Here is a 21,925-nt window from a genome sequence, read left to right on the forward strand (position 1 = left end):
TCCGGTCACTCCGGTCGAAGCCACGCTCGCGGTCGCGGTCACGGTCGAAGCCGCGGTCACGGTCGAAGCCACGGCCACCGCGGTCGCCACGGTCGCCACGGTCGTCGCGGCGGAAGCCGCCCCGGTCGCCACGGTCACTCCGGTCACTCCGGTCACTCCGGTCACTCCGGTCGAAGCCACGCTCGCGGTCGCGGTCACGGTCGAAGCCGCGGTCACGGTCGAAGCCACGGCCACCGCGGTCGCCACGGTCGCCCCGGTCGTCGCGGCGGAAGCCGCCCCGGTCGCCACGGTCACTCCGGTCGAAGCCACGCTCGCGGTCGCGGTCCCGGTCGCGGTTGAAGCCGCCCCGGTCGTCGCGCCGCTCGAAGGAACGGCCACCACGCTCACGGTCGCGGTCGAAGGAACGCTCGCGGTCGAACGTACGCCCGCCCCGCTCGTCCCGGCGGTCGCGGCGGTCGTACGACGACGCGGGCGCCGTACGCTCCTCACGCTCGCCGCGCTCGGCACGCTCCACGTGGTCGACGTCCTCGGCCGCCGGCTGCTCCGGCACCGACACCTCGGCCGTCCGCTCGGCCGCCGCCTGCGCCTCGGCCACCGCCGTCTCGGGGTCCTCGCCCCGCTCACGGGCGACCCGGGCGATCAGCCGGTCGGCCTCCTCACGCAGCTCGGACGCGCGCCGCTGGGCCCGCTCCAGCTGCTTGGTGAGGTGGGCGACCTCACGCTCGGCCTGCTGCGCGGCGTTGCCCGCGGACTCCGCCTGCACCTCGGTCATGGACCGGGCACCGGTGATCTCGGCGACCTCCGGGTCGAAGGCCGCGCCGCCCTGGATGATGTGGCGCGAGGCGTCCACGCCCGCGTCCTCCATCAGACGGAAGATCTGGCGCCGCTGGTGCGGCAGCGACAGGGACACGACCGTGCCGGTCCGGCCCGCGCGGGCCGTGCGGCCGGCGCGGTGCAGGTAGTCCTTGTGGTCGCCGGCCGGGTCGACGTTCAGAACGAGGTCGATGCCGTCGACGTGGATGCCGCGCGCGGCGACGTCCGTGGCGACCAGGACGTTGACGTACCCGTCCTTGAAGTCGGCCAGGGTCCGGGTGCGGGCGCCCTGGGTCATCCCGCCGTGCAGTGCGTCGGCCTTGGCGCCGGCGTCGCGCAGCTGTTCGGCCACGCGGTCGGCGCCGAGCTGGGTGCGCACGAAGATGATGGTGCGGCCCTTGCGGGAGGCGATGGCCGCGGTGACCGGCGCCTTGTCCTTGGGCTTCACGATCAGGATGTGGTGCGACATGGTCGTCACCGCGCCCTGCGCCGCGTCGACCTCGTGGCTGACCGGGTCGGTCAGGTAACGGTCGACGAGGGTCTTGATCTCGTTCTCCATGGTCGCGGAGAACAGCATCCGCTGACCGCCGGCCGGAACCTGGTCGAGCAGCTCGGTGACCTCGGGCAGGAAGCCAAGGTCGGACATCTGGTCGGCCTCGTCGAGGACCGCGATCCGCACGTCCTCGAGCGAGCAGGCGCCGCGGTTGATGATGTCGCGCAGCCGGCCCGGGGTGGCGACAAGGACGTCGACGCCCTTCTCCAGGGCGTAGATCTGGTTGCCCATCGAGGTGCCGCCGCAGACGACCTTCATCTTCAGGCCGAGGACGTCGCCGTAGGGCTGGAGGGCGTCCGCGACCTGCATGGCGAGCTCGCGGGTCGGGGTGAGGATGACGGCCCGCGGGCGCCTCTTCTCGGTGTGACCGCCGGCCAGCGTGGCCAGGGCCGGCAGGCCGAAGGAGAGGGTCTTGCCGGAGCCGGTGCGGCCACGGCCCAGGATGTCCTTGCCGGCCAGGGCGTCCGGAATGGTCGCGGCCTGGATCGGGAAGGGGGTGGTCACGCCGTTCTGCGCGAGCTTGCGGACGACGCCCTCGGGCAGGCCGAGGTCGGCGAAGCCGGGCTGAGGAGCCTCGGGGGCCTCCTCCGTCCCGCCGTTCTCGGGCAGGACGACGTGATCAGTACTGACAATGGACATGCGAATGCGAAACCTTCCGGAGTCTCGTCGGCACGCGCCCGTCAACTCCGTGTTTCGCACTACGACCGCCTCGATGCGGTCCGCCACGGCAAGGGAGAGTACGCGCCACACGGCGCGCTCTGCGTGGGCGCCGGGCAAATGGGATCAAACGATCTGCCACCATACGCACCCTCCGCCCCCGAAGGCAAACCGAGACCATACCCGCAGGTCATGACCTCGGTCACGTCCTCGGTCACGTCCTCGGTGCCGTCCTGGGTGCCGTCCTGGTCAGACCCGCGTCCCGCGCAGCCGGCCCGGCTACGGCGCCGGCCGCCGCCGCTCCAGCTGGGGCCCCGGGCCCGCGTGCGCCGAGGACGACGGCTCCGCCACCGTCGGATCCGGCGAGGCCGGCGGAGCGGGCGACGACGCAGGCGGCGGCTCCGGTGCGGCACTCGTCTGCGGCGGCACCGGCACCGCCTGCGTCGGCGTCGGATCGCCCGGCTTCGGCGGCACCCCGCGCTGCCCCGGCGGCGCCGCGGAGGCACTGCCCGCGGCCGACGGCGAGGCCGAGGCGGACGGCGACTCGCCGTGCCTGCCCTTGCCTCGGTGACCGTGTCTGCCGTCGCCGGCACCACCGGCGTGCCCGACGACGCCGCCGGACACCGCCGTTCCTCCCTGCGGGGCGTCACCGACCCGCTGTCCCGCGGAGTGCGACGGCCGGGCCCCGCCGTCGGAGGCCTCCCCCACGCTCACGCAGCCGGCGGCGACGGTCACAGCGGCGACCGCGGCAGCGAGACGGACGGATACGTACAAGGGGCGCACGGGCAGCCACCTCCGGGATGAAGAAGTCTCCGTGCCCAACTCCCCGCGCACGCAAGAAGACACGCGCCCGCCGTCCCCGGACCCGCCGAAGACAAACGCCCGCCGCCCCCGGACCCGCCCAAGACACGGTCCCGGCGGGCCCGGGCCTCAGCCGTAGCCCAGGGCGTGCAGACGGGCGTCGTCGATCCCGAAGTGGTGGGCGATCTCGTGCACCACGGTCACCTCGGCCTCCGCGACCACGTCCTCCCGCGTCCCGCACATCCGCAGCGTCGGCCCGCGGTAGATCGTGATCCGGTCCGGCAGCACACCCGCGTACCACTCGCCGCGCTCCGTCAGCGGGGTCCCCTCGTACAGCCCGAGCAGCTCGGGGTCGTCGGCGGGCGGTTCGTCCTCGACGAACACCGCGACGTTGTCCATCAGCCGCGTCAGTTCCGGCGGGATCCGGTCGAGCGCCTCGGCGACCAGTTCCTCGAACTCCTCGCGCGTCATCTCCAGCACACGGCCATTGTCCGGCACGATCCCCGCCCCCACCCCGTACCGATGCCCACCCCGTATCGGTGCCTCTTTCGCGCCGCGCATTTCCGGCTGCGGGCATACAGCGCGCCGCGCATGGGCATACGCGACCAATGGCCCGCGTCCCCGTCGCAGACCTGAACCGCCCGCACCGCATGCCCGGCATACGAAGGGCCGTACGCACCCTCGCCCGCCGCCACCGCGTCCACCGCCACGCCGACGGCCGGCGCCCACTCCGCCCGGACCCCGCCGCCCTGTCACCGGTCCCCGAGCCGCACCCCTGGGTCCGCGCCCTGGGCCTGGTGACCGTGGTGATCGTCGGCGCCTGGCTGGGCCTGCTGATCGTCGGCGACGTGCGGGTCCCGGTCGGCCCCATGAACACGACGATGACCCTGCGCCCGTCCCTCACCGGCGGCACGAAGATCAACGTGTCCCCGCTGGGCGCCCTGGAACTGAACAGCCATGTCGCGCCGGTCCGCCTGGATGTGAACGTCGACCAGCTCGACCCGGAGCGCTCCCAGGCACTGGTCGACCACCCCGAACGCCTCTCCGGTCTCCAGGACGAGGTGGTACGGGACGTCGAGCACGGCACCCTCGACCTGGCCGTACGGTCCTGCGTCGCCGTCGTCTCCGGGGCCACCGCCCTCGGCCTGGCCGTCTACCGCCGCCCGCGCCGCGCCCTGGCCGCCGGCGGCCTGGGCCTGGCCCTGCTCGCCGCGTGCGGGGCGACGGCGTACGCCACCTGGAACCCGAAATCCGTCCTGGAGCCGAAGTTCTCGGGCCTGCTGTCCTCGGCCCCCTCGCTCGTCGGCAACGCGCGCAACATCGTCACCGAGTTCGACGTCTACCAGAAGGAGCTGGCGCGCCTGGTCGCCAACGTGACGAAGCTCTACGACGTCACCTCCACGCTCCCCGCCTACCAGCCGGACCCCACGACCATCCGGGTCCTGCACGTCTCCGACATCCATCTCAACCCGGCAAGCTGGAAGATCATCGCCACGCTGGTGGAGCAGTACAAGGTGGACGTGATCGTCGACTCCGGCGACACGATGGACCACGGCACGGCGGCGGAGAACGGCTTCCTGGACCCGGTCGGGGACCTCGGCGTCGCGTATGTCTGGGTGCGTGGCAACCACGACTCCATGACCACCCAGCACTACCTGGAACGCATGAAGAACGTGCACGTCCTGGACGACGGCCGGGCCGAGACGATCGCCGGCCTGCGCTTCGCCGGCACCGGCGACCCCCAGTTCACCCCCGACCGCTCGGTCGCGGCCGGCGGCGACGCGGCGGAACAGCTGGCCGGCACCCGGCTGGCCTCGGCCCTGCGCGACCAGCGGGCCAAGGGCTCCCCGGTGGACGTCGCCATCGCCCATGAGCCCTCGGCGGCCCGCGAGACGGACGGCACGGTGCCCATGGTCCTGTGCGGACACCTGCACCACGAGGGCACGGAGATCCTGAAGTACGGCACCCGCCTGCGGATGGAGGGCTCCACGGGCGGCAGCGGCCTGCGGGCGGTCGAGCACCAGTCCCCCGCCCCGATCGAGGCGTCGATCCTCTACTTCGACCGGGACAGCCGCCGCCTCCAGGCCTGGGACGAGATCAGGCTGGGGGGCCTGGGCCAGACGACGGCCGAGGTCAGCCGCCACCTCCCGAAAGGATGAATCCGTCGGCGGCCGCGCCGCGTGCGGCCCGGCGGCACCCGGCCCCCCGCATCCCCTCCGCCGCGCCGACTCCGGACCGTAAACGGTTTTGGCGATACCCCCCGCCATCCCATATGCTTCTCACGTCCCCGACGCGCTGAGAAGCGCCCAGGCGGGCCGATAGCCCTCATCGTCTAGCGGCCTAGGACGCCGCCCTTTCAAGGCGGTAGCACGGGTTCGAATCCCGTTGGGGGCACGCAGTACGGTGTGCGACACTTGCTTTCGTAGGTTCGCACACAACCACATGGTCCTGTGGAGCAGTTTGGAGTGCTCGCCACCCTGTCAAGGTGGAGGCCGCGGGTTCAAATCCCGTCAGGACCGCTGAGGTTTCACGTGAAACCTCGCGGCTGGGTAGCTCAGTTGGTACGAGCGTCCGCCTGAAAAGCGGAAGGTCGCCGGTTCGACCCCGGCCCCAGCCACAACCGCCCTCGCCAGGGCACACGGCCCCACCGAAGATCGTTCGGCGGGGCCGCTTTCGTGCCCGTCACGCCCACCGCAACGCCGACTTGCCTAGTGTGCAGGCGTCGGCCCAGTCGGCGTGAGGCCCAGGGATCCGCACCAAGTGAACGGCCCCTGACCAGGTGAAACGATCAGGGGCCGTGGTGCTCCGCGGTGCCCGTTGCCCACCGACTGCCACGGCGATCGGGGAGGCCGTCGAGAGCAGGGTTCACCAGCTATGTCACGCGGACCCATTCGGGGGCGTGGGCATCTGCGTGAAGGTGCAGGGCACCGTGAGCGGCAGCGTCGACGTGCAGACGCCCTGCCACACCTCTCCTGTGTCAGTGAGTTCGGTGACCAGGAGTTCGTTGTCGAACACCGCCAGTGTGGCGTCGAATACGTTGGTCGGGCCTCCCACCAACTGCCAGCCGCCGACAGGGGTGGGCGGGTTCTGACCCGCCTCATTGACGGACAGGACGCGCACCTGCCCGTCACAGATCACCGAGACGTACTTGGTCATCCCCTGGACTGCCGAGTCGATGTCGTTACAGCCCGTGGGTGGCGGCGGCGTCGGTGTCGGCGTGGGCGTGGGCGTCTTGCACTCGTCCTTGCCGTGGTCACCCCCTCCGCCACCCGGGTGGTGACCCGGGTCGTTGTCGCACCTGGGGCCGTCGGCGTGGGTGACGCCCTTGTGGCCGGTCATGCCGTGCGCGAGGGCCGCGGCAGGGGTGACCAGACCGATCGCCACCACCAGCGCGACCGATGCGAGCCGACCGATCTTCTTGTGCTCGCCTCGCGCCGGCAGCCCGAGGGGCGAAGGTGTCCTGTCTTCAGGACTCATGTGTGCTCCTTGTTCAGCCTTCGGATGGCTCCTGCATCCGAGTGCGAGCTTGACCGGAACGTTCCGTAGCATTCTGAATGTTCGGCTTGAACACGCTTATATATCCACAAATCGGGCTAGTGATCCGGATCGGAGATCTGCCGGTGGACGACCCCGTCCGCCTGGCTGCGACCGTGACCCTCTGCCAGTGGTGACCAGCGGAAACAGGGCCGCCCACCTACGCCGCCCGCTAGGCACCCGCCGAAGGCCCGTCCAGCGGGACGGGCCTTCGCCTTGCGAGGTCACAAAAGCGGCGACCCGCCGGCAGCACCGTCAAATCATTCGCGCGCAATTTCCCAGAGGTGAGATCCTGGATCGCGTATGTCTACGCATCCCGCCCTCGGCGCCCTTGCCTCCCGTCTGGACGAGTTGTCGTTGCGCGACGCGCACCGGCTCGGTCGCAGGCTCGAAGGTGCGCGCAAGATCCGTAAGCCGGAGGCGCGCGACGCCGTTCTCGCCGAGATAGAGGGCGAGGTCGGGACGGCCGAGGAACGCATGGCCGCCCGGCGCCTGCGGCTTCCCGCGGTCAGCTATCCCCAGCAGCTGCCGGTCAGCCAGAGGAAGGCCGTGATCGCGGAGGCCATCCGCGATCACCAGGTCGTCATCGTGGCCGGTGAGACCGGGTCCGGGAAGACCACTCAGATCCCGAAGATCTGCATGGAGCTCGGGCGCGGTGTGCGCGGGATGATCGGGCACACCCAGCCGCGCCGTATCGCGGCCCGCACCGTCGCCGAACGGGTGGCCGAGGAGCTGGACACGCCGCTCGGCGAGGCCGTCGGCTGGAAGGTGCGGTTCACCGACCAGGTGGACCCGGACGCCACCTTCGTCAAGCTCATGACGGACGGCATCCTGCTCGCCGAGATCCAGACCGACCGCGAGCTGCGCGCCTACGACACGATCATCATCGACGAGGCCCACGAGCGGTCGCTCAACATCGACTTCCTGCTCGGCTATCTGGCGCAGCTGCTGCCGAGGCGGCCGGATCTCAAGGTCGTCATCACCTCGGCCACCATCGACCCCGAACGCTTCTCCCGGCACTTCGGCGATGCGCCGGTCATCGAGGTCAGCGGGCGGACGTATCCCGTACAGGTGCGCTACCGGCCGCTTCTCGAGGAGGACTCCGACGACGCCGACCGGGACCAGATCACCGCGATCACCGATGCCGTCGAGGAGCTGATGGCCGAGGGCCCCGGGGACATCCTCGTCTTCCTCTCCGGTGAGCGGGAGATCCGCGACACCGCCGACGCACTGCTGAAGAAGAAGTACACGTTCACCGAGGTCCTGCCCCTGTACGCGCGGCTGTCGCACGCCGAGCAGCACCGCGTCTTCCAGCCGCACACCGGCCGCAGGATCGTGCTCGCCACCAACGTCGCCGAGACCTCCCTCACGGTCCCCGGCATCAAGTACGTCATCGACCCCGGCTTCGCCCGGATCTCCCGCTACAGCCACCGCACCAAGGTCCAGCGACTGCCCATCGAGCCGGTCTCGCAGGCCAGCGCCAACCAGCGCAAGGGCCGCTGCGGGCGTACGTCCGACGGCATCTGCGTCCGGCTCTACTCCGAGGACGACTTCCTCGCCCGCCCGGAGTTCACCGACGCCGAGATCCTGCGTACCAACCTCGCCTCCGTGATCCTGCAGATGACCGCGGCCGGCCTGGGCGAGATCGAGAAGTTCCCGTTCATCGACCCGCCGGACCACCGCAACATCCGCGACGGCGTGCAGCTGCTCCAGGAGCTGGGCGCGCTCGACCCGGCCCAGAAGGACCCCCGCAAACGGCTCACTCAGACCGGCCGCAAGCTCGCCCAGCTGCCCGTCGACCCGCGCCTGGCCCGCATGGTCCTGGAGGCCGACAGGAACGGCTGTGTGCGCGAGGTCATGGTGATCGCCGCCGCGCTGTCCATCCAGGACCCGCGCGAGCGCCCCGCCGACAAGCAGGCCCAGGCCGACCAGCAGCACGCCCGCTTCCGGGACGAGACCAGCGACTTCCTCGCCTATCTCAACCTCTGGCACTACGTCCGCGAGCAGCAGAAGGAGCGGGGCTCCTCGTCCTTCCGGCGCATGTGCAAGCAGGAGTTCCTCAACTTCTTGCGCATCCGCGAATGGCAGGACATCTACACCCAGCTGCGCACGGTCGCCAGGCAGATGGGCATCCACCTCAACGACGAGGACGCCCCCGGCGACCGCATCCACGTCTCCCTGCTCGCCGGCCTGCTGTCGCACATCGGCATGAAGGACGTGAAGGAGTCCAAGGACTCCGGTCCGGGCGCCCGCAAGGACGGCGGCGGGCGGGGCGAGTACCTGGGTGCCCGCAACGCCAAGTTCGCGATCTTCCCCGGTTCGGCCCTGTTCAAGAAGCCTCCGCGCTTCGTGATGTCGGCCGAGCTCGTCGAGACCTCCCGGCTGTGGGCCCGGGTCAACGCGAAGATCGAGCCGGAGTGGGTAGAGCCGCTCGCCGGCCATCTGCTGAAGCGGACGTACAGCGAACCGCACTGGGAGAAGGACCAGGCGGCGGTGATGGCGTACGAGAAGGTCACGCTGTACGGCGTGCCGATCGTCGCCCAGCGGAAGGTCAACTACGGGCGGATCGACCCGGAGGTCAGCCGCGAGTTGTTCATCCGCAACGCGCTCGTCGACGGCGACTGGCGCACCCACCACAAGTTCTTCGCCGACAACCGCAGGCTGCTCAGCGAGGTCGAGGAGCTGGAGCACCGCGCCCGGCGCCGGGACATCGTCGTCGACGACGAGACCCTGTTCGACTTCTACGAGCAGCGGGTGCCCGAACACGTCGTCTCCGGCGCCCACTTCGACTCCTGGTGGAAACGCAAGCGGCACGAGCAGCCGGACTTCCTGGACTTCGAGCGGGAGATGCTCATCCGGGAGTCGGCGGAGGCGGTCACCAAGGCCGACTATCCGGACTCCTGGCGGCAGGGCAACCTGAAGTTCAAGGTGACGTACCAGTTCGAGCCGGGCGCGGACGCGGACGGCGTGACCGTCCACATCCCGCTGCAGGTACTGAACCAGGTCACCGACGAGGGCTTCGACTGGCAGATCCCCGGCCTGCGCGAGGAGGTCGTCACCGAGCTGATCCGGTCCCTCCCCAAGCCCATCCGCCGCAACTACGTACCCGCGCCGAACTACGCCAAGGCGTTCCTGGAGCGGGCGTCGTCCCCCCAGGAGGGGCACAGTCAAGCGCGGTCGCCGCAGGAGCCGCTGACCACCGCCATGGCGCGCGAGCTGAAGCGCATGGTCGGCGTGCCCTTCGAGGCGGACGACTTCGACTGGGCCAAGGTCCCCGACCATTTGAAGATCACCTTCCGGATCGTCGACGAGCGGCGCCGCAAGCTGGACGAGGACAAGGACCTGGAGGCCTTGAAGCTCCGGCTGAAGCCGAAGGCGCGCAAGGCCCTCTCCCAGGCCGCCGCGGCCACGGCCGAGCGCAGCGGCGGCGAGTCCCTGGAGCGCGGCGGCCTGACCGACTGGACGATCGGCACGCTCACCCGGGTCTTCGAGACCCGTCGGGCCGGCCAGCCGGTGCGGGCGTTTCCGGCGCTCGTGGACGACGGACCGACGGCGAACACGGTCTCGGTACGGCTCTTCGACACCGAGGCGGAGCAGACCGAGGCCATGTGGAAGGGCACGCGCCGGCTGATCCTGCGCAACATCCCGGTCAATCCGGCCAAGTTCGCGAGCGACCGCCTGACCAACCAGCAGAAGCTCGCCCTCTCCGCGAACCCGCACGGTTCCATCCAGGGCCTGTTCGACGACTGCGCCATGGCGGCGGCGGACAAGCTGATCGCGGACTTCGGGGGGCCGGTGTGGGACGAGGAGTCCTACCGGAAGCTGTACGACAAGGTGCGTGCCGAGATCGTGGACGTGACCGTGCGGACCGTGGGCCAGGTGCAGCAGGTGCTGGCGGCCTGGCAGGCCTGTGAGCGGCGTCTGAAGGGCGTGCGGAGCCCCGCGCTGCTGCCGAACCTGGCGGACGTACGGGCGCAGCTGGACGGCCTGGTGAAGCCCGGGTTCGTCACGGCGGCCGGGATACGGCGGCTGCCCGACCTGATGCGCTACCTGGTGGCCGCGGACCGCAGGCTGCAGCAGATGCCGACGAACGTGCAGCGGGACACCACGCGCATGGAGAAGGTCCATGAGATGCAGGACGAGTACGCGTGGCTGCTCGAGCAGATGCCACCGGGGCGTCCGGTGCCGTCGCCGGTCCTGGACATCCGCTGGATGATCGAGGAACTGCGGGTCAGCTACTTCGCCCACGCGCTGGGCACGGCGTACCCGGTGTCGGACAAACGCATCGTGAAGGCGATCGACGCGGTTGCCCCATGACGGTCGTGCCCGCCGTGACACCGGTGTCGCCGGTGACGCCCGTGAAAGCCGTGACGACTCGTGCACACCAGGTGAGTTCGACCGGGCGGCCCGGCTCCTGTACAGTCTCTTCTCGCAGCGCAACGCACGAATGGCACTGTGAAACCTGGTCCTGTGGAGCAGTTTGGAGTGCTCGCCACCCTGTCAAGGTGGAGGCCGCGGGTTCAAATCCCGTCAGGACCGCATAGAGAAAAGAGGGCCCGCATCCGGCGACGGATGGGGGCCTTCTTCGTGTCCGACGCAGCCCGCCGCGCCTTGACGGCGTCACATTCCCTCGGTACCCAGGGAACAGGGCCCGTTCCCGTACGGCCCACTGGAGGTGGCGTATGGCGGCATCGGCATCGGCCAGGCACGAGACACGGGCGTTGCTCCGTGCCCACCTCGCGGCCGCCTCGTCGTACCGCCATCTCACCCGTCACTGCCCCGTCTGCCACCACCTCCTGCGGCTGGTGATGGACGGCGCCCCACCGACGACGGCCCCGGGCACCCTGAACCTCCCGGGCCGCCCGAACGTCCCGGGCAGCCCGAACCTCTCGTGCCGCCCGAACGTCCCGGACGCCCCGGAGGCGCCGGCGAAGGTACTGGAGGCGCCGGACGCACTGGAGGGACTCGAGGCGCTGGAGGACGAGAGCCCGTCGACCGCGTGAACTTCCGCCCTCTGGTGGGGCGATGGGACCGGAACCTCCTCTAGCGCACAGGCGTCGCACGCAACAAGCGTCCCGGCATGTGACGGGTGTCACCGCATGAGTTTTTGAAAGCTCGGTACTTACACCCCTCCTACAAGGGGTCAATTTAATATGTGCAATTGCACCGCTCACCCCGGGGTGCCCCACGGGTGATCCGACAGCCTCCCCCAGACTCCGACAAGGCCGCTCACAGCGGCCTGCCCCCACGGACCCGCGGACCCCGGCCGACGCCCGCCGGCCCGGCACGGCCCTGGACCGACCGCACCCCGCCCCCGACCCGCCCCCGGCCGGCCCCCGACCGGCCCCCATCCGCGCACAAAAAAGATCGCGCTGGACCCGGCGGAGTCCAGCGCGATCGACGACGCACCCTATTCACATGCCTGAAGAGCTCTGACGGCTTGGGCGTGGGGCCTGTTGGGGCAGGACCCGCGTCGCTTGGAGCTGTGGTTCCGGACGCCTCGGCCGATTGGGGGACCAGCCGTTTTGCCCGGTTATGAAGTTGTTCAGGCCTCGCTGCGCTGCTGCGGGATGCCCGCGAGCAGAGCGCGGACCTCGGCCTCGCGGTAGCGGCGATGCCCGCCGAGCGTGCGGATCGACGTGAGCTTGCCGGCCTTCGCCCAGCGCGTGACCGTCTTGGGGTCGACGCGGAACATGGTGGCGACCTCAGCCGGGGTCAGCAGCGGCTCGGCATCAGGGGTGCGAGCGGTCATGAGCGGCCTCCTCGGGAGAACCGAACCTTCTCGGTTCTTTCCTCTAAATTCTGCACCTTGACCCGCGTTGCCCGAAATGGCGGACGCGAGTCGAGTCGGTTATAGGACGAACGGCTTGTCCTCGGCACTACAACTACACCATCTGTCCAGCCGCGTCGGCCAAACCGATGGAATTGCCCTCCCAGGTGTTCATCAGCGACGGAAGCCGATGGACCATGCCATAGCGGACAGTCACGCCACTGTGACGATCAGTCACAGTGGCGATCGGGAGTCACAAGGCCCCCCAAAGCGTGCAATGCTGAGAATCCGCCCAGAGCGGAGCATAGTTGGGCGGAAGGAGTCCTCCCCGGACTCCTTGTCCTATTTTGGCATGAGGAGGGGCAAGGGGCGCAAGGGTCGGGTAAGTGCCGTCCGTCACCCTTGACACATAAGCCCGGATGGGGATCTACGTCCCGTCAGCTCAGCGAAATGCCCCTGACCGTACGCCGTTCGAGGCCGTTCAGTCCGTGATCCAGGTCACAACTGTTGACTCGTCAGTTGGCGGACCTTCGGTCGCGCACCGTCCGCCACCGGTCGACCAGCCGCCCGTAGGCCTCGGCCGCGGCCGCCCCGTCGCCGTGGCGCAGCGCCTCGATCCCCTCGGCCACGTCCGCCGCCGAGTGGTCCCCCTCGAGTTCGCCGGCCGGAAGCACATGCACCAGCCCGCCGTAGTCCAGCTCCACCAGTGAGCGCGGATGGAACTCCTCCAGCCAGCGCCCGACGTCCACCAGGCCGTCGATCAGCGCCCCCTCGTCGATGGCGTCCCGCAGGGCCCGCAGCGCCCGCGCCACTCGCCGCCGGGCCTGCACCATCGGCGTGCGGTAGCGCAGCACCGGCACGTCGTCCCCGAAGCCGCCGGAGTCCGTGGCGCGCCCGGCGCCCTTGACGTACTCCCGCTCCTCGTCGGAGACCAGCACGAACCAGTTCAGCGGAACCTGCCAGGTCGCCGTGCGGATCCAGGGCCGGGCGTCCGGGTTGTCCGCCAGCCAGCGCTCGTAGTCCTGGGCAGCCTGGCGCCGTACGACCGGGGGCAGCACCGCGTCCAGGACCACCGCCGGAAGCTCCTCGGCCAGGTCGCCCAGGGCCTGCCAGCCGCGCAGCCGGGTGCGCCAGGGGCAGACGCAGACCACTCCCTCCACCTCGAGGACGAACGCGTCCCGGCTCTCGTGCACCGGCACGGGCACGGGCGGGGTGGGCAGCAGGTCGGCCAGCGAGCGGTGCAGTTCGTCCTGGTAGGAGGGGAGGTCGGGGCGGCGGGCATAGCGCGCCCAGTGGCTGCGCTCCGGCTCCGGGAAGGCGGCCAGCGGCTCGTAGACGCGCAGATAGGTCGCGTACGGGACGACCACGGAGGACACCTTGGGCACGCCTGCTCCCTCCCCACCGGACCGGACCCGAAACACGGCCGGCCCGCGCCCGGACGGACGAAAAACCACTGCAAATCGTCCCACGCCCGAGTGGGAACGTACCTCTGGGGAGGTGATCCCGACCACTGTGACCATGGTGGGCGGGGTCAGGGTCTAATCTCCTGGCACGGCCCCCGCCACCCCTACGGAGGCCCATCCCCACTCGCCGCTACTTACCTGGGAGTCACCACCGTGACCGACGTAACCGGCGCGCCTGCTGATGTACTGCACACCCTGTTCCACTCGGAGCAGGGGGGCCATGAGCAAGTCGTGCTCTGTCAGGACCGCGCCAGCGGCCTCAAGGCCGTCATCGCGATCCACTCCACCGCCCTGGGCCCCGCGCTCGGCGGTACGCGCTTCTACCCGTACGCGAACGAGGCGGAGGCCGTCGCCGACGCGCTGAACCTCGCGCGTGGCATGTCGTACAAGAACGCCATGGCCGGTCTCGGCCACGGCGGCGGCAAGGCCGTGATCATCGGTGACCCGGAGCGGGACAAGACCGAGGAGCTGCTGCTCGCCTACGGGCGGATGGTGGCCTCGCTCGGCGGCCGGTACGTCACCGCGTGCGACGTCGGCACCTACGTGGCCGACATGGACGTCGTGGCGCGCGAGTGCCGCTGGACCACCGGACGCTCGCCGGAGAACGGCGGCGCGGGCGACTCCTCCGTCCTCACCGCCTTCGGCGTCTACCAGGGCATGCGCGCCTCCGCCCAGCACCTGTGGGGCGACCCCTCGCTGCGCGGCCGCCGGGTCGGCATCGCCGGCGTCGGCAAGGTCGGGCACCACCTGGTCCGGCACCTGCGGGACGAGGGCGCCGAGGTCGTCATCACGGACGTGCGCGAGAGCGCCGTACGGCGGATCCTCGACCAGCACGCCGAGGGCGTGACCGCGGTCGCCGACACCGACGCGCTGATCCGCGTCGAGGGCCTCGACATCTACGCCCCCTGCGCGCTGGGCGGGGCCCTGAACGACGGCTCCGTGCCGGTGCTGACCGCCAAGGTGGTGTGCGGCGCGGCCAACAACCAGCTCGCCCACCCGGGTGTCGAGAAGGACCTCGCCGACCGCCAGATCCTCTACGCGCCCGACTACGTGGTGAACGCAGGCGGTGTCATCCAGGTCGCCGACGAGCTGCACGGCTTCGACTTCGACCGGTGCCGGGCGAAGGCGGCGAAGATCTTCGACACCACGCTGACCATATTCGCACGTGCGAAGGAAGACGGGATTCCGCCGGCCGCCGCGGCCGACCGGATCGCCGAGCAGCGGATGGCGGACGCGCGGACGGCGGCGGCGCACACGCGGTGACGAACGCCGTGACGGGCCGGTGACACCGCGCCCATCACACGTTTGACCGGTACCTGCCGGTGGGCAGTTGGAGAGAACTCTCACTTCCACCGGCGGGTCGTCCGCCAATAAGTGGTTAAAATCGCCATTGACCAGCGAGGACGGGGCGCCTCGACGGTCCTGCGCACACGCGCTTCCTGCGGGCGACGTACCGTATGGGCGCGGGCTCAGGTACCGTGGAAGCCCTACGGACCGGTCTCTCCGAGGAGAGTCCGTTCCGGATCATGAACGCGTGTCAGACTCTGGGGCCGTTGAGCCCCGTCGTTGAGGGGGTCGAGCCATGGGGCGCGGCCGGGCCAAGGCCAAGCAGACGAAGGTCGCCCGCCAGCTGAAGTACAACAGCGGTGGGACGGATCTCTCACGCCTGGCCGAGGAGCTGGGCGCATCGACGTCGAATCCGTCGCCGAACGGCGACCGCTTCGAGGACGATGAGCACGACGACGACCTGTACGCACGGTACGCCGACCTGTACGAGGACGACGGCGAGGACGAGGACGACAACTCCTCGCACCAGCGTCGCCGCGGCGCTTGACCTTGCTCTGACCACTGCCCGGTCCGTGGATTTCCACGGACCGGGTTCTGTGCTGTCAGCACTGTCCGCGCTGCTGGTCGGGGTACCTGCCGTGCCGTCCGGGACTCAGACGGCGTAGTCGCCCACCAGTTCCGCGCCCGTGGCGTGCTCGCCGCGGTCGGTGAGCTCACCGGCCACCCATGCGTCGACCCCGCGGTCGGCCAGGGTGGCGAGGGCCACGTCGGCCGACTCCTGGGGCACGATCGCGATCATGCCCACGCCCATGTTGAGGGTCTTCTCCAGCTCCAGCCGCTCGACGTCACCGGTCCTGCCGACGAGGTCGAAGACCGGGGCCGGGGTCCAGGTGGTCCGGTCGACCACGGCGTGCAGTGTGTCCGGGATCACCCGGGCCAGGTTGGCGGCGAGTCCGCCGCCGGTGACGTGGCTGAAGGCGTGCACATCGGTGGTGCGGGTCAGCGCCAGGCAGTCCAGCGAGTAGATCTTGGTCGGCTCCAGCAGCTCCTCGCCGAGCGTGCGGCCGAACTCCTCGATGTGCGCGTCCAGCGACAGTCCGGCCCGGTTCAGCAGGACGTGCCGGACCAGTGAGTACCCGTTGGAGTGAAGACCGGAGGCCGCCATGGCGATCACCGCGTCACCCGTACGGATGCGATCGGCGCCGAGCAGCCGGTCGGCCTCCACGACGCCCGTACCGGCGCCGGCGACGTCGAAGTCGTCCTCGCCGAGCAGGCCCGGGTGTTCGGCCGTCTCACCGCCCACCAGGGCGCAGCCGGCCAGCACACAGCCCTCCGCGATGCCCTTGACGATGGCGGCGACCCGCTCGGGGTGGACCTTGCCGACGCAGATGTAGTCGGTCATGAACAGCGGCTCGGCGCCGCACACCACGATGTCGTCCATGACCATGGCGACCAGGTCGTGGCCGATGGTGTCGTAGACGCCCAGCTGCCGGGCGATGTCGACCTTCGTGCCGACGCCGTCCGTGGCGGAGGCGAGCAGGGGGCGCTCGTAGCGCTTGAGGGCGGAGGCGTCGAAGAGGCCGGCGAAGCCGCCGAGGCCGCCGAGGACCTCGGGGCGGCGGGTCTTCTTCACCCACTCCTTCATCAGCTCGACGGCGCGGTCGCCCGCCTCGATGTCGACGCCCGCGCTCGCATAGCTGGCACCAGTGGTCTCAGAAGACATGACCTTGAGAACTTTCGTGTCGTACTGCTCGAACAGCGGGGCTTACGGGCGGCGGATCGCGTCGGCCGCGGCCGTGGCGGCGGGGCCGGCGGCCAGCTCGGTCTCCAGGAGCTGCTTGCCGAGCAGCTCGGGGTCCGGGAGCTCCATCGGGTACTCGCCGTCGAAGCAGGCGCGGCACAGGTCCGGCTTGGCGATGGTGGTCGCCTCGATCATGCCGTCGATGGAGATGTACGCCAGCGAGTCGGCGCCGAGCGAGGTGCCGATCTCCTCGATGCTCATGCCGTTGGCGATGAGCTCGGCGCGGGTGGCGAAGTCGATGCCGAAGAAGCAGGGCCACTTCACCGGCGGGGACGAGATCCGGATGTGGACCTCGGCGGCGCCGGCCTCGCGCAGCATCCGGACCAGGGCCCGCTGGGTGTTGCCGCGCACGATCGAGTCGTCCACGACGACCAGCCGCTTGCCCTTGATGACTTCCTTCAGCGGGTTCAGCTTCAGCCGGATACCGAGCTGGCGGATGGTCTGCGAGGGCTGGATGAAGGTGCGGCCGACGTAGGCGTTCTTCACCAGGCCGCTGCCGAAGGGGATGCCGGAGGCCTCCGCGTAACCGATGGCGGCGGGGGTACCGGACTCGGGAGTCGCTATGACGAGGTCGGCCTCGGCAGGGGCCTCCTTCGCCAGCCGGCGGCCCATCTCGACGCGGGAGAGGTAGACGTTGCGGCCCGCGATGTCGGTGTCGGGGCGGGCCAGGTACACGTACTCGAAGACACAGCCCTTGGGCTTCGCTTCCGCGAACCTGGAGGTGCGCAGGCCGTTCTCGTCGACGGCCACGAACTCGCCCGGCTCGATCTCGCGGACGAAGCTGGCGCCGGTGATGTCGAGCGCCGCAGTTTCGGAGGCGACGACCCAGCCGCGCTCCAGCCGGCCGAGGACCAGCGGGCGGATGCCCTGCGGATCGCGGGCGGCGTAGAGCGTGTGCTCGTCCATGAAGACCAGGCTGAATGCGCCCTTGACCTGGGGGAGGACGGTGTGGGCCGCCTCCTCGATGGTCAGCGGCTTGCCGTCGGCGTCGACCTGGGCGGCCAGCAGGGCCGTGAGCAGGTCGGTGTCGTTGGTGGCCGCGACCCGGGTGGACCGGCCGCCCGTGTCCTTCGGCAGCTCGGCGACCATCTCGGCGAGCTGCGCCGTGTTGACCAGGTTGCCGTTGTGGCCGAGCGCGATGGAGCCGTGCGCGGTGGCGCGGAACGTCGGCTGGGCGTTCTCCCACACGGAGGCGCCGGTGGTCGAGTAGCGGGCGTGACCGACCGCGATGTGACCCTGGAGCGAACCGAGCGAGGTCTCGTCGAAGACCTGGGAGACGAGGCCCATGTCCTTGAAGACGAGGATCTGGGAGCCGTTGCTGACCGCGATTCCCGCGGATTCCTGGCCCCGATGCTGGAGGGCGTAGAGCCCGAAGTACGTGAGCTTTGCGACCTCTTCGCCCGGAGCCCAGACACCGAAGACGCCGCATGCGTCCTGGGGGCCTTTCTCACCGGGGAGCAGATCGTGATTGAGTCGACCGTCACCACGTGGCACGGCTCCGAGTGTAGGCGAGGTCGACCACTGGTCCGAATTGGGGATGCGCGGCCGAAGTGGATCACTCGCCCGGGAGTGCCGGCACGTCCTCGGCGTTTTGGCAGGTCAGCTCGGTGGGATGGGGTGGCGTCCGGTGCGTGGCCGGGTCATCGCCGGGGCGCCGGGGACCTTTGTGTGCTGGACATGAGTGAGGTGTCGCACACCAATCGGGCGGCGAATGCCGTACACGCCGTACACCTCGTACACACGTGCCCGCAGGCGGCTCACGCCATCAGCGGCAGCAGCGCTCCGAGATCGGCCCGCTCCCCGCTCGCACTGACTTCGGCGTCCGCCACGGCCTTCTGCCAGGACAGCCGCCCGGTGGCCAGCCGGATCCAGGTCAGCGGGTCGGTCTCGACGACGCTGGGCGGGGTGCCGCGGGTGTGCCGGGGACCCTCGACACACTGCACGACGGCATACGGCGGAATGCGCACCTCGGTGGACCCACCGGGCGCCTTCACGGCGAGGGCGTCCGCGAGGAGCCGGGTGCAGGCGGCGAGCGCCTGGCGGTCGTACGGGACGCCGAGGCCCGGCACGGCGGCGTTCAGGTCGTCGGTGTGGACGACGAGTTCGACGGTGCGGGTGACGAGGTAGTCGGCGAGCGGCAGCGCGCCCGCGTTGGTCTGGAGCGTCCGGGTCCCGGGGTGTGCGTCGAGCTGCCGGGTCAGGCTCTGCTCGACGTCGGCGAGATAGGCGTCGAGGTCGGGGTGCTCCCCGGCGAGCCGCCGGGTGAAGTCGTCGATGGCCGAAGAACTGGCCGAGGTCGCGAACGGCCAGTCGAGCAGCACGGCGTCCGGGCGCGCCGGCTCCGGCAGGTCCAGGGACCGGCCGACGGCGGTGACCGCCATCCCGATGTGTGCGACCAGTTCCCGCACCGTCCAGTCTCCCAGCCTTGTGGGCAGGGCGAGTTGCTCGGGCGTCAGGGTGCGCACGGCCTCCCGTACGCTGCCGAGCTGGGCGAGGACCGCCGCGCGGATCTTCGCCGGGTCGTAGGTCCGAGTGCGCTTCCTGGCCGGTGGCATGGCGGTGAGCCTAATGGCCGCGGAGGGTGCACAACTCGGCGGAGGCAGAGGCGGAGGCAGAGGCGAGGGCGGAGGCAGAGGCAGAGGCGAGGGCGGAGGCAGAGGCGAGGGCGAGGGCCGGGTCAGGGCCCGGGTCAGAGCTCGGGTCAGGGGCGGCCCTCGCCTCCTGCGGGGCGTCGGCGCACGCAGGCGGTTGGCACGGCCCGCGGCCCGTCGTCGCCCGGGCCGTCGTGGTCCGGCCCGTCGTCGCCCGGGCCGTCGTGGTCCGGCCCGTCGTGGTCCGGGCCGTCGTCGCCCGGGCCGTCGTCGCCCGGGCCGTCGTCACCTGCCGGTTGTCGGCGCCCGCCGGCCGTCGGCGCCTGCCGGTTCTCCCAGCCCGCAGGGCAGTGGCGCGCCAGCGGTCCGTCACGGCCTGCGTGCGTAGTCCCGCAGGCCGTTCTCCGCCAGGGCGAAGGCGCGGTGGGCGCGTTCGGTTGCGTCGGCGGCGACCTCGTCGGGCGTCTCACCCTCCGCGATACGGCGGTGGAACTCCTCGATCAGGGCGTTGCGGGCGGAGCTCAGCATGGCGGCGGCGACCGTGGCGAGCATCGGATCACCGGTCTCCTCGGCGAGGATGGCGGCGAGGCCCCGGGTGGCCTTCTGGAAGGAGACGAAGGCGCGTTCGACCAGGACCGGCGTGTCGGCGACGAGCCGCCGCACCTGGCGGGAGAGCGGTTCGCTGTTCAGGCCGACCGACGGGTCCCGCGCCTCGATCATCTCCAGGAACTGCCTGCGGACGGCTTCCACCGCGGACTCCCCGGGCCCGCGTTCGCGCACCGCGCGGGCCACGTCGCCGAAGTGCTCCTTCGCGGGGGCGAGGACCAGATCCTCCTTGGACCCGAAGTAGTTGAAGACCGTCATCTTCGAGACCTCGGCCGCGTCGGCGATCTCCTGCACGGAGACGTTGTCGAACCCGCGCTCGACGAACAGGGCGATCGCCGTCCGGTAGATCCGCAGTGCCGTCTCCCGCTTCTTGCGCTCCCGCAGTCCCATCGCCTCGGCCATGACAGCACTGTACCAAGGCGAACTTTAGCCCCGGATTAAATATGTGCCAAGATGAAACATTGACTCAGTACATAAAGTCAGGGCATGGTGGTGCCCATGACCAAGACCCAGCGCGACATCGCCTTCCTCGTCTGCCTCGTCACGATCGTCCTGGCCCTGCTGGACCTGCAGATCGTGTCCGCGGCCACGGTCCCGATCGTCCGGGACCTCGACCCCGGCCACGGCATCGACAAGATCCCGTGGCTGGTCAGCGCCTACGCGCTCGCGTCGGCCGCGATGCTGCCGCTGTACGGCAAGCTCTGCGACGTCCTGGGGCCCAAGCGGGTCTTCACCGGCGCGCTCACCACCTTCCTGCTCGGCTCCGCCCTGTGCGGCGCCGCCCGGTCGATGGGTGAGCTCATCGCGGCCCGCGCCCTGCAGGGTCTGGGCGGCGGCGGGCTGATGAGCGTGACGATGGTGGTGATCGCCCATCTGCAGGGCCCGGGCGAGAAGAAGGGATCCGACCGGGGCGGCAATGTCGGCGGCCTGGTCGCCGGCGGCGCCATGGCGGTCGGCCCCTGGATCGGCGGCCTGCTGGCCGACCACGCGAACTGGCGCTGGATCTTCTACGTCAACCTGCCCGTCGGCCTCGTGGTCCTCACCGCCGCAGCGCTCGTTCTGAAACTCCCCGGGCACCCGGTGCGCCGCCCGATCGACTACGCGGGCGCCGGGCTCGCGGCCGCCTTCTCCAGCGCGCTGCTGCTGGTGACCGACTGGGGCGGCAAGCGGTACGCCTGGTCCTCCCCGGTCGTCCTGGGACTTGTGGTGGCGGCCGCGGTGGCGCTCGCCCTCTTCCTGTGGCGGCAGCTGCGGGCGCCCGAACCGGTGCTGCCGCTGTCCCTGTTCCGCGTCCGCGAGCTGCGCCTCGGCTTCGCCGTCCAGGCCATCACGGGCAGCGCCATGATGTGCGCGATCTACTACGTCCTGATCTATCTGCAGGTGGCGCGCCACGTCGCCAGCTCCTCGGCCGGGCTCTACCTCGTGCCGATGGCGGTCGGCCTGACCGCGGCCGGTCTGCTCACCGGCCCGCTCACCGCGCGCGGCTGGACGGCGCGCACCTTCACCGTCTGCGGCGCCGCCACCGGCGCCCTCGCCTTCGCCCTGCTCGCCACCACGACCGGCCCGCACACCTCGCTGTGGCTGATCCGCGGCGAGCTGCTGCTGGCCGGCGCCGGCTTCGGTCAGCTGATCGGTCAGCTGATCCTGCTGGTCCAGAACACCGCCCCGCGCCATCAGCTGGGCGTCGCGACCACCGGCATCCGCTTCTTCCAGACCCTCGGCAACGCCCTGGGCACCGCCGTGTTCGGCACCGTGCTGGCCCGTCTGTACGCCGCCCACGGCCCCGGCGGTGACGTCAGCACCCTGGCCCGGCTGACCGGGACGGCCCACATGGACGGGGTGCGCGCCTTCGTCGACGCCACGCAGGTGGTGTTCTGGGGTGGGGCCGCGCTGATGACGGTGGCCGCGCTGCTGGCGCTGCGGCTGCCCAGGACCCGCCGTCTGCCCATGCCGACCACGCCTCGGCGGGACTCCATCCCGGCCTGACCTGCATGTACATCTGCCACATTCGTAACGCTCGAGGAGATGGCCGCCCTGCTCCGGGCCCGG

General features: G+C 70.6%; 16 protein-coding genes and 4 tRNA genes. 11 read left to right on the plus strand and 9 right to left on the minus strand.

The features are described from left to right. Window positions 1–2,005 (minus strand): DEAD/DEAH box helicase (locus ACH4UM_RS14135; protein ID WP_398177729.1); only part of this gene is annotated, 2,005 nt, incomplete at its 3' end. Window positions 2,006–2,590: 585 nt separating this feature from the next. On the opposite strand from ACH4UM_RS14135, the gene ACH4UM_RS14140 reads away from it, so the two are divergent. Next, window positions 2,591–2,827: a hypothetical protein gene (locus ACH4UM_RS14140; RefSeq protein ID WP_398177731.1), complete on the plus strand. Its 237-nt coding sequence runs from the start codon at window positions 2,591–2,593 to the stop codon at window positions 2,825–2,827. Window positions 2,828–2,953: 126 nt separating this feature from the next. On the opposite strand, the gene ACH4UM_RS14145 is transcribed toward ACH4UM_RS14140, so the two are convergent. Next, the gene (locus tag ACH4UM_RS14145; protein ID WP_398177734.1) at window positions 2,954–3,304 is read right to left on the minus strand and encodes a metallopeptidase family protein; all 351 of its coding nucleotides are present in this window, start codon (window positions 3,302–3,304) and stop codon (window positions 2,954–2,956) included. A gap of 128 nt (window positions 3,305–3,432) precedes the next feature. Here ACH4UM_RS14145 and ACH4UM_RS14150 point away from each other — a divergent pair, with 128 nt between their 5' ends. From ACH4UM_RS14150 to ACH4UM_RS14165, 4 genes are all read left to right on the plus strand, one after another. Beyond that, window positions 3,433–4,983: a metallophosphoesterase gene (locus ACH4UM_RS14150; RefSeq protein WP_398177737.1), complete on the plus strand. Its 1,551-nt coding sequence runs from the start codon at window positions 3,433–3,435 to the stop codon at window positions 4,981–4,983. 162 nt (window positions 4,984–5,145) lie between these two features. Further along, window positions 5,146–5,218, plus strand: a tRNA-Glu gene (locus ACH4UM_RS14155). Between the two features lie 50 nt (window positions 5,219–5,268). After that, window positions 5,269–5,343 (plus strand) — tRNA-Asp (locus ACH4UM_RS14160). Between the two features lie 24 nt (window positions 5,344–5,367). After that, a tRNA-Phe gene (locus ACH4UM_RS14165) sits at window positions 5,368–5,441 on the plus strand. 260 nt (window positions 5,442–5,701) lie between these two features. Here the strand turns inward: ACH4UM_RS14165 and ACH4UM_RS14170 are convergent. Then, window positions 5,702–6,301 carry a hypothetical protein gene (locus ACH4UM_RS14170; protein WP_398177739.1) on the minus strand — a complete coding sequence of 200 codons (600 nt, stop codon included), beginning with the start codon at window positions 6,299–6,301 and terminating at the stop codon, window positions 5,702–5,704. 360 nt (window positions 6,302–6,661) lie between these two features. On the opposite strand from ACH4UM_RS14170, the gene hrpA reads away from it, so the two are divergent. From hrpA to ACH4UM_RS14185, 3 genes are all read left to right on the plus strand, one after another. Continuing rightward, window positions 6,662–10,675 carry an ATP-dependent RNA helicase HrpA gene (gene hrpA, locus ACH4UM_RS14175; RefSeq protein ID WP_398177741.1) on the plus strand — a complete coding sequence of 1,338 codons (4,014 nt, stop codon included), beginning with the start codon at window positions 6,662–6,664 and terminating at the stop codon, window positions 10,673–10,675. Window positions 10,676–10,822: 147 nt separating this feature from the next. Continuing rightward, window positions 10,823–10,897 (plus strand) — tRNA-Asp (locus ACH4UM_RS14180). Between the two features lie 143 nt (window positions 10,898–11,040). Continuing rightward, complete coding sequence (locus ACH4UM_RS14185) at window positions 11,041–11,361, plus strand: DUF6274 family protein (RefSeq protein ID WP_398177743.1); 321 nt, start codon at window positions 11,041–11,043, stop codon at window positions 11,359–11,361. A 542-nt stretch (window positions 11,362–11,903) separates the two neighbouring features. On the opposite strand, the gene bldC is transcribed toward ACH4UM_RS14185, so the two are convergent. Next, complete coding sequence (bldC, locus tag ACH4UM_RS14190) at window positions 11,904–12,110, minus strand: developmental transcriptional regulator BldC (RefSeq protein WP_003949541.1); 207 nt, start codon at window positions 12,108–12,110, stop codon at window positions 11,904–11,906. 533 nt (window positions 12,111–12,643) lie between these two features. Further along, window positions 12,644–13,513, minus strand: coding sequence for a hypothetical protein (locus ACH4UM_RS14195; protein WP_398177746.1), 870 nt, complete (start codon window positions 13,511–13,513; stop codon window positions 12,644–12,646). A 231-nt stretch (window positions 13,514–13,744) separates the two neighbouring features. On the opposite strand from ACH4UM_RS14195, the gene ACH4UM_RS14200 reads away from it, so the two are divergent. Together ACH4UM_RS14200 and ACH4UM_RS14205 are read left to right on the plus strand one after the other, a co-directional pair. Beyond that, the gene (locus tag ACH4UM_RS14200) at window positions 13,745–14,854 is read left to right on the plus strand and encodes a Leu/Phe/Val dehydrogenase (protein ID WP_398177749.1); all 1,110 of its coding nucleotides are present in this window, start codon (window positions 13,745–13,747) and stop codon (window positions 14,852–14,854) included. 319 nt (window positions 14,855–15,173) lie between these two features. Beyond that, a complete protein-coding gene (locus tag ACH4UM_RS14205) occupies window positions 15,174–15,425 on the plus strand; it encodes a DUF3073 domain-containing protein (protein WP_398177751.1) in 252 nt (83 codons plus the stop codon). 105 nt (window positions 15,426–15,530) lie between these two features. Here ACH4UM_RS14205 and purM read toward each other — a convergent pair whose 3' ends face one another. From purM to ACH4UM_RS14225, 4 genes are all read right to left on the minus strand, one after another. Continuing rightward, window positions 15,531–16,601, minus strand: a complete 1,071-nt coding sequence (gene purM, locus ACH4UM_RS14210; RefSeq protein ID WP_398177754.1) for a phosphoribosylformylglycinamidine cyclo-ligase — start codon at window positions 16,599–16,601, stop codon at window positions 15,531–15,533. Window positions 16,602–16,643: 42 nt separating this feature from the next. After that, window positions 16,644–18,173, minus strand: coding sequence for an amidophosphoribosyltransferase (gene purF / locus ACH4UM_RS14215; protein WP_398177757.1), 1,530 nt, complete (start codon window positions 18,171–18,173; stop codon window positions 16,644–16,646). 263 nt (window positions 18,174–18,436) lie between these two features. Then, window positions 18,437–19,234 (minus strand): sterol carrier family protein, encoded by a 798-nt coding sequence (locus ACH4UM_RS14220; protein ID WP_398177760.1) that lies wholly within the window; start codon window positions 19,232–19,234, stop codon window positions 18,437–18,439. Between the two features lie 405 nt (window positions 19,235–19,639). After that, window positions 19,640–20,278 (minus strand): TetR/AcrR family transcriptional regulator, encoded by a 639-nt coding sequence (locus tag ACH4UM_RS14225; RefSeq protein WP_398177763.1) that lies wholly within the window; start codon window positions 20,276–20,278, stop codon window positions 19,640–19,642. Window positions 20,279–20,374: 96 nt separating this feature from the next. Here ACH4UM_RS14225 and ACH4UM_RS14230 point away from each other — a divergent pair, with 96 nt between their 5' ends. Continuing rightward, a complete protein-coding gene (locus ACH4UM_RS14230) occupies window positions 20,375–21,862 on the plus strand; it encodes an MFS transporter (protein WP_398177765.1) in 1,488 nt (495 codons plus the stop codon). Window positions 21,863–21,925: the final 63 nt, after the last annotated feature.

This window comes from Streptomyces sp. NPDC020801 (assembly GCF_044334385.1).
In the GTDB taxonomy this organism is placed as follows: Bacteria; Actinomycetota; Actinomycetes; order Streptomycetales; family Streptomycetaceae; genus Streptomyces.